Below are 12,244 nucleotides of genomic sequence, written 5' to 3' on the forward strand. Positions count from 1 at the left end.
ATGTCCATCGAGATGCGCGACACCGACGAGGACGTCTTCCGCGCGGCGGAGGAACTCGGTATCGATCTGTCCCGGCGTGAGCCGAGCAGCGTGGACGAGGTCTGACGGTCCCGTGCTCCACTGCGGCGCGCCGGTCCGGAGCAGGGTCCGGCGCGCCGCGGTGGAGCAGGACCGCAGGGGTCCGCCGGAGGCTCAGCCCGCGGCCTGCCGCACGAGGGCGGCGATGCGCGCCTCGGCGTCGGGGGTCAGCTCCTTCAGCGCGAAGGCGCTCGGCCACATGGCGCCGTCCTCCAGGGTCGCCCCGTCGTTGAAGTCGAGGGTGGCGAAGCGGGACTTGAACTTCGCCGCGGGCTTGAAGAAGCACACGACGCTGCCGTTCCTGGCGTAGGCCGGCATGCCGTACCAGGTCTTCGGCGTCAGGTCCGGGGCGGCGGCCCTGATGATGGCGTGCACCGCCTCGGCCAGCACCCGGTCGTCCTCGGCCATCTCGGCGATCTTCTCCAGCACGTCGCGCTCGCCGTCGGCAGCCGACGCCTTCCCGCCGCGCCGCGCGGCCTTCTTCAGCTCGCTGGCGTGCGCCTTCATCGCCGCGCGCTCGTCCTCGGTGAAGCCGTCGAAACCCTTGCCGGACGCGTCGGTGTTCTTCGTGGTGCTCATGGTGAAATCTCCTCTGTGTGGGGTGAATGCTAGTACTGACCGTTTTGTGGGGTGGTGTCGCTCAGCCCCACGCGCCGGCGATCTGCCGGGTGGTGGCGTTGAGCCGGTTGAACAGGTTCGTCACGCCGATCATCAGCACGATCGAGGCGAGCTGCTTCTCGTCGTAGTAGGTGGCGGCCCGGTCCCAGACCTCGTCGCCGACCGCGTCGGGCCGGTCGGCCAGCCGCGTGGCGGCCTCGGCCAGCTCCAGCGCCGCCCGCTCCTCCTCGGTGAAGTACGGGGCCTCCCGCCAGGCGGCCACCGTGGCCAGCCGGTCCTCGCTCACCCCGGCCTTGCGGCCGCCCTTGACGCCCGCGTCCACGCAGGCGCTGCACCCGTTGATCTGGCTGATCCGCAGGTGCACCAGCTCCAGCGTCCCGGCGTCCACGCCGCCGGCGTGCACCGCCTTGAACAGCTCCTGGATCGACTGCATCGCGCCGGGCAGAACGGAGGCCGGGTTCTTCATCCGGGACTGCATGGTGGTTCTCCCTTTTCCCTGGTCGGCGCCCCGTCCCCCGGGGCGTGACTCCATCTCAGCGCAGCGGGCCCGGCGCGACGATGCCCGTGGGACACCGTGGGACAGCCGGAATGCCGTTGGCCTGCGGTGATTCGTCCGGGTAAGTTTCTTCCGCGACGGGACAGAGAGGCAGGAACGCGTGACTCGACAGCAGACGGCGGACCCTCAGGACGAGCTGGCCACCCGGCTGCGCCTGCTCCAGGAGCTCTCCGGGCACGGCGTACGGGCGCTCGCCCGCGAGACGGGCCTCAGCTCGTCGTCGTTGTCGCGCTACCTCAGCGGCCAGTCGGTGCCGCCGTGGGCCGCGGTGATCGAGCTGTGCCGCCTGGTCAAGCGCGACCCGCGCCCGCTGCGTCCGCTGTGGGACCGGGCGGCCAACCCCCTTCCGGCGCCGCCCAAGGCGAGCCGCCAGGTCCAGCCGCCCTCGGCGCCCGCCGGCGCTCCCCGTCCGCCGCGCAACGACCTGCCGCGCGACGTGCCCGACTTCACCGGGCGCGCGGCCCATCTCGACGCCGTGCTCGCCGCGGTCGCGCAGAGCCGGGTGGTCGCCGTGGACGGCATGGCCGGCGTCGGCAAGACGTGCCTGGCCGTGCACGCCGCGCACCGGCTCGCCGCCGACTATCCCGACGCCCAGCTCTACCTGGACCTGCACGGGTTCACCGACGGGCGGGAACCGCTCGACCCCGACCCCGCGCTGCGGTCGCTGCTCGCCGCGCTCGACGTGCCCTCGGAGAAGATCCCGCAGGAGGGCGGCATCGAGCCGCTGGCCGCCTGCTGGCGGGCCGAGCTGGCCGGACGGCGGGCCGTCGTGGTCCTCGACAACGCCGCCGGCGCCGACCAGGTCCGCATGCTGCTGCCCGGCGCGGGCGAGTCCGTCGCCCTGATCACCAGCCGCAACCGGCTGCTGGGCCTGGAGGAGGTGCCGCCCGTCTCGCTGGACGTGCTCACCCCGCAGGAGAGCGCCGAGTTGCTGGCCCGTGCCAGCGGCGACCCCAGCGGGCCCGACGGGCGGCTGGCCCAGGACCCGGAGGCGGCGGCCGAGGTGCTGCGGCTGTGCGGCCACCTGCCGCTGGCCCTGCGGCTGGCCGGGGCCCGGCTGCGCCACCGGCCCGGCTGGACCGTCGGCATCCTGGTCGAGCGCATGGCCGAGGGGCCGAGCGAGTTCGACACCGCCTTCGCCATGTCCGTACGCCAGCTCGACCGGGCCCAGCGCCGCCTGTTCCGGCTGCTGGGCCTGCTGTCCGGGTCCTCCTTCGACGACTACGTGGCCGCCGCCCTGGCCGGGGTGCCGCTGCGCGACGCGCGGGCGATGCTGGAGGACCTGCTCGACGCCCACCTCGTCCAGCAGCCCTCGCCCGGCCGGTACACGCTGCACGACCTCGTCCACCAGCACGCGCGCCGGGCCGCCGAGGAGCAGGACACGCCGGCCGAGCGGGAGCAGGCGCTGGGCCGGGTGCTCGACTACTACGTGCACGCGGCGGCCGCCGCCGACGCCGCGATGCCGTACGAGTCGGGCAGCCGGGCCGCGTCCGCGGGCAGCCCGCCGGCGGCCCTGCCGGCCTTCGGCAGCAAGCACGCGGCGCTGGGCTGGTTCGGCGCGGAGTACACCAACCTCATGGGCGCCTTCGAGGTGGCGGTCGCCACCGGCGCCGACGTGCACGCGTGCGAGCTGCCCCGCTTCATGCGCGCGTTCTTCGCCCGGCGCTGCGGCACCACCCACCTCAACGTGCTCTTCGAACGCTCGCTGGCGGCGGCCGAACGCCTGGGCGACCCGTGGCAGCTCGCCGAGGCGCACAGCGACCTGGGCTTCGCCCGCTACAACGCGGGCCGCATGGCCGAGGCCGGGGCCGCGTACGAGGCGGCGGCCCCCCTGGTGTCCCAGGCCGGCGACGCCCGCTCCGCGGCGGACCTGATGATGCGCCGCGGCTACCTGAGCTGGGACGAGGGCCACGTCGAGGAGCCGCTCGACCTCTTCCGGCAGGCGGCCCGGCTGTACGCCGACGCCGGCTGCCCGACCGGCGCGGCCCACGCCGCCGCCGACGAGGCGTGGGCGATGCTGCAACTGGGACGCCGGGAGGAGGCCGCCCGGCTGGCCCGCGACGTGCTGGCGCGGACGGACGGCGAGCCCGGCTGGCCGGCCACGCTGACCGCCCGGATCACCCTCGGCATGGCGATCGTCCACGAGGAGCCCGGCGAGGCCGCGCAGCACCTGAGCCGGGCCCTGGAGCTGGCCCGCGAGGACGGCCACAAGCACAACGAGGCGTGGTGCCTCAACTGCCTGGGCGTCGCGCTGCGCCAGATGGGCCGCCACGAGGAGGCGCTGGAGAGCCACCGGGAGGCGTTCGCCCTCCTGGACGAGCTGTTCGAGGAGCACTGGAAGGTGCACTTCCTCTACGGCTACGCCGAGACCTGCCGCCTGGCCGGCCTGCCGGAGGAGGCGCTGCGCCTGCACCGCCAGGCCCTCGACCTGGCGCCCAAGGTGGGCGCGCGGCACAAGGAGGCCCTGGCCCACGAGGGCATCGCGGCCGTGCTCGACGAGAGCGACCCGGCCGCCGCGGCCGAGCACCGCGCGGCGAGCCAGGCCATCCGCCGCGAACTCAACCCGGACGCCTGACCTCGTCCCCCTCGCCGGTGGGACGGGCGGCGGTCGCGCGGGCCAGCTCGGTGCGGTTGGCGACCTGGAGCTTGGCGTAGACGTGCGCCAGGTGGGTCTTGACCGTGCCCCGGCTGACGAACAGCCGGGCGGCGATCTCCGGGTTGGACAGCCCCTCGGCGGCCAGCCCGGCCACCGACCGCTCGGCCGGGGTCAGGCTCTCCCATCCGGACTCGGGCCGGCGGCGCGGCCCCCGCGCGCGGGTGGCGTGGGCGACCGCCGTGTCCAGGTCCATCGCGCGTCCCCGCTCGACGGCCGCGCGCAGTTCGCGGCCCGCCTCGCCGTCGGCGGCCGGGAGGGGGCGGGGCGCGGCCCCGAGGTCCGCGCGTGCCCGTTCGGCGGCCCCGGCCAGCACCCCGGCCGTCCTGACGGCGCCGCGACGCAGGTCGAGCAGCGCCAGAGACTCCAGGCCGGCCACCAGGCCGAGCACGAGGTCGTGGTCGGCGTGGATGCGCAGCGCCTCATGGTGCAGCCGCAGGGCGCGCTCCGGGTCGCTGTCGTGGGACAGCAGCGCCAGCTCGTCCAGCACCCCGGCGCGCACGCGCGGCATGCGCGCGGTGACCGGCGACCGCGACAGGGCCTCCAGCAGCCGTGTCGCCGCCGCCTCCTCGTTCGACCGGCGCAGCGCCGCCGCCAGCACGAGCTGGGTGTCGGGCGCCAGCCACGCCGCGTCCGGCTCCTCCTGCCAGCGGCCCTCCCGCCAGCACCACTCCACCGCCTCGCCCGGCCGGTCGTGCCCGAGCGCGAGCATCGCCTGGCAACGCTCCCACCCGGTGATGAACGGCAGCCGCCCGAGCCCGTCGATCAGCCGGTCCACGGGCTCCAGGGCGGCGGCGGCCTCGTCCAGGCGGCCCTGCAGGATGCGGATCTCCGCCAGGACGACCCGGGCCGAGCCGGTCCAGTGCAGGTCACGCAGCGGTTCCGCGGTCTCGACGGCCCGTCCGGCCAGCTCCGCGGCCCGCTCCAGCGCGCCCGACCGGGCGGCGGCCAGCGCCCACCAGCCCAGCGCGAAGGAGGCCACGCCGCGGTCGCCGCGCGCCACCAGCCGCTCCACGGCCCGCTCGAAGCACTCGATCGCCCGCCGGTAGTCGTCGCCGAGCACGTGCACCAGGCCGGCGATCGCCTCGGCGCTGTCGGCGACGAACCCGTCCCCGGCCCGGACGGCCTCGTCCCGCACCGCGCGGGCCTCGGCCAGCGCCTCGGGGAGGCCCGTCGCCAGCAGGCCGAGCGCGATCAGCGGCCCGGCCGGGCGGGCGGCCTCCGGGGCGCCGGCCGCCTCGGCCAGGTCCCGGGCCGCCCGCGCCACCTCGAACGCCTCGATCCCCGGCTCGGCGGTGTTGAGCACGAGCGCCAGCGCCGCCAGGACCCGGGCCTGGAGCGGGCTGCGCTCGTCCGCGCCGAGCGCCGCGGCCCTGCGCAGCAGCGCGGCCCCCTCGGCGCCGCGTCCCTCCAGGTGCCACAGCCACGCGCAGTCCGCGGCCAGGCGCCGTCCCCGCGCCGGGTCCGGACGCGACAGCCCCCACTCGATCGCGGCCCGCACGTTGGGGTAGGCGGCGCCCAGCCGCGCCCGCCAGGCGTCCTTGTCGGTCTCCAGCAGCGGCGCCAGCTCGACCGGCAACGACGCGTGGACGTCCAGGTGCAGGTCGCGCGCGGCGGTCTCCTCCCGCGCCGCCGCCAGGCGGTCCAGCGCGTACGCCCGCACCACCCCGAGCATCCGGTACCGGGCCACCGGGCCGGTCGTGTCGGCCACCACGAGCGACTTGTCGATCAGCCCCCGCAACGCCCTGAGCAGGCGTCCGGCGCTCGGCCCGCCGAGCTCGGCCAGGCGGGTGACGGCGTCGGCGGTGAAGCCCGGCTCGAACACCCCGGCGCGCCGGAACAGCACCTGCTCGTCGTCGTCCAGCAGGTCGTGGCTCCAGCTCATCGACGCCTGCAGGGTGCGCTGGCGGAAGGGGGTGGTCCGCGCGCCGCCGTCCAGGAGGGCGTAGGGGGCGCTCAGGGAGTCGGCGATCTGGGCCAGCGACAGCGCGCCCGCCCAGCCGGCCGCCAGCTCCAGCGCGAGGGGCAGCCGGTCGAGCCGGTCGCAGATCCGTCTGGCCTGCGATTCGGCCGCCCGGTCCGCGTCCGGGGCGCCGGCGCGGACGCGTTCGAGGAACAGCTCCAGCGCGTCGGCCAGCCTCATCGGCGGTACCGGCCACACCCGCTCGCCGGGCACGCCGAGCCTCGACCGGCTGGTGGCGACCACCGCCACCCGCGGGCACTCGGCCAGGAGGGCCGCGACGACGCCGGCCGCGTCGTCCAGCACGTGCTCGCAGTTGTCGACCACGACGAGGAGCTCGCGCTCGCGCAGCGCGGCGGCCAGCACCGGCAGCGGGTCCCGGTCGGCGGGCAGCGGGACGTCCAGCGCGGCGGCCAGCCGGCGGCCGACCTGGCCGCCGTCGGTCTCCTGCTCCAGGCCGACCCAGAACACGCCGTCCGGCCACGCCCCGGACGCCGCCCGGCACAGGCGCATCGCCAGCCGGGTCTTGCCGCACCCGCCGGGCCCGGTCAGGGTCAGGACCCGCCCGGCCGCCACCGCCTCGCCGGCCGCCGTCAGCTCCTCGGCCCGGCCCACGAACGACGACAACTCTGCCGGAACATGACGGACATCAGACATCGCCCGAAGTATGCCAGCAAATAGGCCAGGGGACCGGCGGCATCTCTGCCAGGTGGCCGATGTTCCCGGCCCGCCCGGACGGCAGGATCGTGCCCATCGCAACGAACACCTCACCAGGAGAGCCGGACATGACGCAGCACGACACCATCCAGGGCCGCAGGGTCGTCGGCAACATCTCGCTGTCCCTCGACGGCCGGGTCAGCGGCCCGGGCGGCGAGTACGACATGAGCTGGATCGTCCCGCACGCCCTCAGCGACGGCGCCCGCGACCACATGATCCGGGTGACCGGCGCGGCCACCACCGTCCTGCTCGGCCGCAGGAACTACGAGGGCTTCGGCTCCTTCTGGCCGGCGGTCGCCAAGGACGAGGACGCCGACCCCCGCGACCGGGCCTTCGCCCAGTGGCTCGACGAGACCGAGAAGATCGTCTTCTCCTCGACCCTGACGGACGCGCCGTGGCAGAACTCCCGCCTGGCCGAGACCGGCCCCGCCGCGGAGGTCGAGCGGCTCAGGAAGCAGGCCGGCGGGGACGTCGTCGTCCTGGCCAGCGGCAGCGTCATCAGGGCCCTGCTGGAGGCGGACGCGCTGGACCGGCTCAGCATCACGCTCTGCCCCGAGGTGGCCGGCGGCGGCGCCCGGCTGTTCGAGGACGGCCTGCCCGCCACGCACTGGTCGCTGACCGACCTGACGACCACCGAATCGGGCGCGATCTGCCTGCTCTACGACCGCCTGCGCCAGGGCTGAGCCCACGCCCCACAGGTCAGGCGGGCAGCGGGGCGGCGGTGGCGCGGTGGCGGGCGAAGGTGAGGGCGACGACCGTCCCGAGCAGCATGCCCGCGGCCGCGACGAGCACCGCCGTGCGCATCCCCGAGGCGAGCGCGGGGCCGGTGGCCTCGCCCACCCCGCCGGCCGCGACCAGCACCGCGAGCCCGAGCGCCGCGCCGACCTGGAGCGCGGTGGAGGCCATGCCGGAGGCGATCCCCTGCTCGCCCGCCGCCACGCCGGTGGCCGAGGCGATCCACATCCCGGTCCAGGTGAGGCCCTGGCTGACGCCGGACACGACGATGCCGGGCAGCACACCCCAGTACGAGCCGTCGGCGCTGATCCCCATCGCCAGCAGCGCGGTGCCCGCCGCCCCGCCGACGGTGCCGAGGAGCAGCGTCACCCGCATCCCGATCCGCCCGGCCAGCCGCCCGCCGAGCTGGGTGCCCAGCGCGATCAGCAGGGACGGCACCAGGAACGCCAGCCCGGTCGCCACGGCGCCGTACCCGAGCACGGTCTGGAAGTAGACGGTCAGGAAGTACGGCAGCGCGTTGAACGTGGCGCCGAAGACCAGGATGACCGCGACGGCCGAGCTGAGGCTGCGGTTGCCGAACAGCCGCAGCGGCATGAGCGGGTCGGCGCCCGCCTTCTCGACCGCGACGAAGGCGGCCAGCAGCACGGCGGCCAGCACGAACCCGCCGGTGATCAGCGGCGAGCTCCACCCCGACTCGGGGCCCTGGATGAGCGCGTAGGCGAGCAGGCTGACGCCGCCGGTGGCCAGCACCGCGCCCGGGACGTCGAACCGGCGGCCCCGCGCGCGGGCCCCGTCGGCGGGCAGCAGCAGCCACGCTCCGGCGATCGCGACGACGGCGAGCGGCACGTTGACGTAGAAGACCGCCTCCCAGCCCCAGGCGCCGGTGAGCAGGCCGCCGAGCAGCGACCCGAGCGCCAGCCCGCTGGCTCCGGCGCCGCTCCACACCGCCAGCGCCCTGTTGCGCGCCGTGCCCTCGGCGAAACCGGTGTTGACCAGCGCCAACGTGGCCGGGAACAGCAGCGCGCCGCCCAGCCCCTGCGCGGCCCGCGCGGCGACCAGCGCCCCGGGGCTCTGCGCCAGGCCGCCGGCCAGGGAGGCGAGCGCGAACAGCGCCAGCGCGCCCACGAACATCCGGCGGTGGCCGAGCAGGTCGGCCGCCCGGCCGCCGAGCAGCAGGAACCCGCCGTACGCGACGGCGTAGGCGCTGGCCACCCACTGCAGGGTCTGCGGGGAGAAGTCCAGGTCGGCGCCGATCCGGGGGAGGGCGACGAAGACGATGTTGAAGTCGAGGGAGGTGATGAGCTGGGAGAGGGCCAGCAGGGCGAGGATCAGGCCGGGTCGGCGTCTCATGTCCACCTTCATACGATTGTTCGGGAAAAACGTACAGTTCGGGATCCTCGTACAGTGGGGGGACGCTCGTCAAATCACCGGCACGCGGCAACGAGAAAGGGCCCCCGCGAGATCGCGGGGGCCCGTCGTTCGGGTGCGGGGGATCACCGCTGGTCCTGCGTGCCCTTCGAGGGGAGCGCGCGGGCGAGGGCCGCGCCTCACAAGGCCGGTCCAACCGGTCAGGATTCGAGAAGCGCCCGGCCGGGCGTCCTCCGTAGCGTTGCTCTCATCGTCGGAAACGTCTGAAGCACCAAGGAGACACGGCATGAAAGCGCACGTCAGCTCTATCCTCCTCGCCGTCCGCGACATGGAGGCGGCCAAGCGGTTCTACACCGAGGGCCTGGGCTGGAAGATCCAGAACGACTACGGCATCTCGGTGTTCTTCGAGTCCGACGGCGCCTCGCCCGTCGGCTTCTACGGCCGCGAGGGCCTGGCCGGCCAGATCGGGCTGAGCCCGGAGGGCAGCGGGTTCAGCGGGGTCGTGCTCACCTATGTCGTCCGCAGCGAGGCGCGGGTGGACGAGATCATGGAGGAGGCCGAGAAGGCCGGCGCCACGATCCTCAAGCCCGCCGGCGCCCTGCCCTGGGGCGGGTACGGCGGCACCTTCGCCGACCCCGACGGCTACGTCTGGAGCCTGGGTTACAGCGAGCAGGGCGAGGACCAGCCCTACGCCGAGTAGCCGCGGCGGGCGCCTCCACGGGAGGCGGTGAGGTCCGGCGCCGGCGCGCGATCGCGCCGACGCCGGACCACCGCGGACGGACCGGGACGTTCTTGTCGGCTTTGCGAAAAATATCTTGATGAAGTAGCGTCACCCCCGTGACTGCCGGGTCGGCCTTGGGCCACGCACCAGAAAGCAGCCCGGCCCTGGCGTGATCGCCCGGCGGGCGCGCGGCCCGCCGCTTCCTCTTCTCCTCCTCAGCACGTCAGAGCAGAGACCATCACCCATGGAGAAGAGTGGATTTCAACAAGCAGGTCATCGACGAGTTCCGCGCCAACAACGGCCAGGTCGGCGGCTATTTCGAGGGAGCGAGACTGCTCCTGCTCACCACGACCGGCGCCCGTTCGGGCAAGCCCCACACCACCCCGCTCGGCTACCTGCCGGACGGCGGCGACCGCATGCTGGTCATCGCCTCAGCCGGCGGGGCGCCGAGGAACCCCGCCTGGTACCACAACCTGCGCGCCGACCCCCGTGCCACCGTCGAGAGCGGCGTCTTCGTCTTCGACGTCGAGGCGGAGATCCTGGAGGGGGCCGAACGGGACGCCGCCTTCGCCCGCGCCGTGGAGAGCGACCCCGGCTGGGCCGATTACCAGGCCAAGACGACCCGGATCATCCCCGTCGTCGCGCTGAAGGTGGTGCCGGGGCCGCCCCGGTCGACCGCGCCCTCCGGCGGGGCGTACCTCAAGCTGGTGCACGACGGCTTCCGCCGCGAGCTCGCGCTGATCCGCAAGGAGCTGGCCGACACCGGACGCCCCGGCCTGGGCGTGCAGCTGCGCGTCAACTGCCTGACCATGTGCCAGGGGCTGCACCACCATCACACCGGCGAGGACACGATGATGTTCCCGGCGCTGGCCGAGCGGCATCCCGCGCTCGCCCCGGTGATCGAGCGGCTGGCCGTGGAGCACGAGCGCGTGAGCGTGCTGGTGGCGGAGCTGAAGGAGGCCCTGTCGGGTGACGACCCGGTGCGGGTGCGCGCGGAGATCGAGCGGCTGACCGACGAGCTCGAAGCGCATCTGGCGTACGAGGAGGAGCAGCTCGTGCCGATCCTCGACCTTCCCTGACCCCGTTCAGGCCGAGGCGGACGCGCGTGCCGCCGGCGCGGCGGTGAGCCGCCGGGTCGAGACGGCGACGACGAGCCCGAGCGCGGCGTAGGCCGCGCCGAGCAGGCAGGCGGCCGGCCATCCCGCGAGGCTGTAGGCCCAGGTGGTGGTGATCGCGCCGAGCGCGGAGCCGAGGGAGTAGCAGGCCATGTACGCGCCGATGACCCCGCTGCTCCGGTCGGGACGCGCGGTGGTGAGCAGGTGCTGGCTGCTGACGTGCACGGCCTGCACGGCGAAGTCGAGCACGACCACGCCGGCGATCAGCAGCCACAACGACCACCCCGCCTGGGCGGTCAGCAGCCAGGAGGCGGCCAGCAGCGCCAGCGACCAGCCGGTGACCGAGGACGCCAGGCCCCGGTCGGCCCAGCGGCCGGCCCGGGCCGCGCCCAGCGCGCCGGTGAGCCCGGCGAGCCCGAACAGCCCGATCCCGGTGGTGCCGAGGTGCCACGGCGCGGCGCCGAGCGGCAGCGCCAGCCCGCTCCACAACGTGCCGAAGGAGGCGAACAGGAAGAACGCGATCAGCCCCCGGCTGAGCAGGAGCCGGTCCCCGGCCACCAGCCGGCCCAGCGACGACAGCGACCGGCCGTACGAGACCCGGGGGCGCCGGACGTCGGCGTCGAGGACCAGGCGGGCGGCGAACGCGAGCAGCACGCACAATGCGGCGATGACCAGGTAGACCGCCCGCCAGTCGGCCAGCTCGCCCAGCAGGCCCGCGACCATCCGGACCCCGAGGATCCCGGCCACCACGCCCGAGGTGACCGTGCCGATGTTGCGGCCGCGCTCGCCGGGCGGTGAGACGGCGGCGACGTAGGCCACCGTGACCTGGACGACCACGGCGAACAGCCCCGCGAGGGCCAGGCCCGCGATCGCCAGGCCGCCGCCGGGCGCCACGGCGGCCACCCCGGCGCCCACCGCCGTCAGCAGCAGGTGGGCCGTGATGAGCCGGCGCCGGTCGAACAGGTCGCCGAGCGGGACGAGCAGCACCAGCCCCGCCAGATAGCCGATCTGGCCGGCGGCGACCAGCCGGCCCAGTGATCCGTCAGCCAGCCCGAGGTCCCGGCCCGCGGCCTGGAGGACGGGCTGGATGCCGTAGACGGGCGACACGGCCACCGCGCACACCAGCGCGAGCACGATCCGTTGCCTTCCGGTCAGTCCTGGCGACATGTCACTCCCCGATTAGTTTCAATATGCAACCGATCGGAGGCTAGGGCATAATGGTTTCGAATTGCAACTGATCGGAGGGTTCAGTGGACGTCACACTCGCTGCGGGACACGCCTGGACCGACCCGGCCTGCCCGGTCGCGCGCGCCGTCGACGTGGTCGGCGACCGGTGGAGCCTGCTGATCGTCCGTGACGCGATGGACGGCGCCACCACCTTCACCGAGTTCCACCAGCGGCTGGGGATCGCCCGCAACATCCTCACCGACCGGCTCCGCAAGCTGGTCGAGCACGGCATCCTCGACAGGAGCGCCGCCGATGGCAGGCGGCACGCCTACCGGCTCACCGAGGCCGGGCGGGACCTCTTCACCGCCGTCGTCGCCCTGCGCCAATGGGGCGAGCGCCACGCCTTCGCGCCGGACGAGCCGCACTCCGTCCTGGTCGACGGCCAGGGGCGGGAGCTGCCCCGGCTGCACCCGCTCGGCCAGGACGGCACGCCGCTCTCCGCCGAGACCTCCCGCGTGCGGAAGACCACCGCGTCCGGCTAGACCCGTTCACCGCA

The 12,244-nt window shown here is 74.7% G+C and carries 10 protein-coding genes; 5 read left to right on the forward strand and 5 right to left on the reverse strand.

From position 1 onward, the window contains the following. Positions 1 to 192: 192 nt before the first annotated feature. A complete protein-coding gene (locus ACWEJ6_RS48515; protein WP_452432185.1) occupies positions 193 to 657 on the reverse strand; it encodes an iron chaperone in 465 nt (154 codons plus the stop codon). Between the two features lie 61 nt (positions 658 to 718). After that, positions 719 to 1,174, reverse strand: coding sequence for a carboxymuconolactone decarboxylase family protein (locus ACWEJ6_RS48520; protein ID WP_452432187.1), 456 nt, complete (start codon positions 1,172 to 1,174; stop codon positions 719 to 721). Positions 1,175 to 1,352: 178 nt separating this feature from the next. On the opposite strand from ACWEJ6_RS48520, the gene ACWEJ6_RS48525 reads away from it, so the two are divergent. After that, on the forward strand, positions 1,353 to 3,827 hold the full coding sequence (locus ACWEJ6_RS48525) for an ATP-binding protein (RefSeq protein WP_452432189.1): 2,475 nt from the start codon (positions 1,353 to 1,355) through the stop codon (positions 3,825 to 3,827). Here ACWEJ6_RS48525 and ACWEJ6_RS48530 read toward each other — a convergent pair. Further along, positions 3,811 to 6,522: a helix-turn-helix transcriptional regulator gene (locus ACWEJ6_RS48530; RefSeq protein WP_452432191.1), complete on the reverse strand. Its 2,712-nt coding sequence runs from the start codon at positions 6,520 to 6,522 to the stop codon at positions 3,811 to 3,813. The two genes, ACWEJ6_RS48525 and ACWEJ6_RS48530, sit on opposite strands and share 17 nt — an antisense overlap. Before the next feature lie 128 nt (positions 6,523 to 6,650). On the opposite strand from ACWEJ6_RS48530, the gene ACWEJ6_RS48535 reads away from it, so the two are divergent. Beyond that, positions 6,651 to 7,265 (forward strand): dihydrofolate reductase family protein, encoded by a 615-nt coding sequence (locus ACWEJ6_RS48535; RefSeq protein ID WP_452432192.1) that lies wholly within the window; start codon positions 6,651 to 6,653, stop codon positions 7,263 to 7,265. A gap of 16 nt (positions 7,266 to 7,281) precedes the next feature. On the opposite strand, the gene ACWEJ6_RS48540 is transcribed toward ACWEJ6_RS48535, so the two are convergent. After that, the gene (locus tag ACWEJ6_RS48540) at positions 7,282 to 8,667 is read right to left on the reverse strand and encodes an MFS transporter (protein ID WP_452432194.1); all 1,386 of its coding nucleotides are present in this window, start codon (positions 8,665 to 8,667) and stop codon (positions 7,282 to 7,284) included. Between the two features lie 304 nt (positions 8,668 to 8,971). Here ACWEJ6_RS48540 and ACWEJ6_RS48545 point away from each other — a divergent pair, with 304 nt between their 5' ends. Together ACWEJ6_RS48545 and ACWEJ6_RS48550 are read left to right on the forward strand one after the other, a co-directional pair. Further along, a complete protein-coding gene (locus ACWEJ6_RS48545; RefSeq protein WP_352366224.1) occupies positions 8,972 to 9,385 on the forward strand; it encodes a VOC family protein in 414 nt (137 codons plus the stop codon). Between the two features lie 275 nt (positions 9,386 to 9,660). Further along, a complete protein-coding gene (locus ACWEJ6_RS48550) occupies positions 9,661 to 10,485 on the forward strand; it encodes a nitroreductase/quinone reductase family protein (RefSeq protein WP_452432195.1) in 825 nt (274 codons plus the stop codon). Positions 10,486 to 10,491: 6 nt separating this feature from the next. On the opposite strand, the gene ACWEJ6_RS48555 is transcribed toward ACWEJ6_RS48550, so the two are convergent. Beyond that, positions 10,492 to 11,688 (reverse strand): MFS transporter, encoded by a 1,197-nt coding sequence (locus tag ACWEJ6_RS48555; protein WP_452432197.1) that lies wholly within the window; start codon positions 11,686 to 11,688, stop codon positions 10,492 to 10,494. A gap of 83 nt (positions 11,689 to 11,771) precedes the next feature. On the opposite strand from ACWEJ6_RS48555, the gene ACWEJ6_RS48560 reads away from it, so the two are divergent. Continuing rightward, positions 11,772 to 12,230 carry a winged helix-turn-helix transcriptional regulator gene (locus tag ACWEJ6_RS48560; protein ID WP_452432199.1) on the forward strand — a complete coding sequence of 153 codons (459 nt, stop codon included), beginning with the start codon at positions 11,772 to 11,774 and terminating at the stop codon, positions 12,228 to 12,230. Positions 12,231 to 12,244 lie beyond the last annotated feature (14 nt).

Source organism: Nonomuraea sp. NPDC004702, assembly GCF_053601695.1.

Bases quoted from the DNA above. Each gene is read 5' to 3' on its own strand.
- ACWEJ6_RS48515 (WP_452432185.1), bottom strand. From the start codon at position 657: ATGAGCACCACGAAGAACACCGACGCGTCCGGCAAGGGTTTCGACGGC.
- ACWEJ6_RS48520 (WP_452432187.1), bottom strand. From the start codon at position 1,174: ATGCAGTCCCGGATGAAGAACCCGGCCTCCGTTCTGCCCGGCGCGATG.
- ACWEJ6_RS48530 (WP_452432191.1), bottom strand. From the start codon at position 6,522: ATGTCTGATGTCCGTCATGTTCCGGCAGAGTTGTCGTCGTTCGTGGGC.
- ACWEJ6_RS48535 (WP_452432192.1), top strand. From the start codon at position 6,651: ATGACGCAGCACGACACCATCCAGGGCCGCAGGGTCGTCGGCAACATC.
- ACWEJ6_RS48540 (WP_452432194.1), bottom strand. From the start codon at position 8,667: ATGAGACGCCGACCCGGCCTGATCCTCGCCCTGCTGGCCCTCTCCCAG.
- ACWEJ6_RS48545 (WP_352366224.1), top strand. From the start codon at position 8,972: ATGAAAGCGCACGTCAGCTCTATCCTCCTCGCCGTCCGCGACATGGAG.
- ACWEJ6_RS48555 (WP_452432197.1), bottom strand. From the start codon at position 11,688: ATGTCGCCAGGACTGACCGGAAGGCAACGGATCGTGCTCGCGCTGGTG.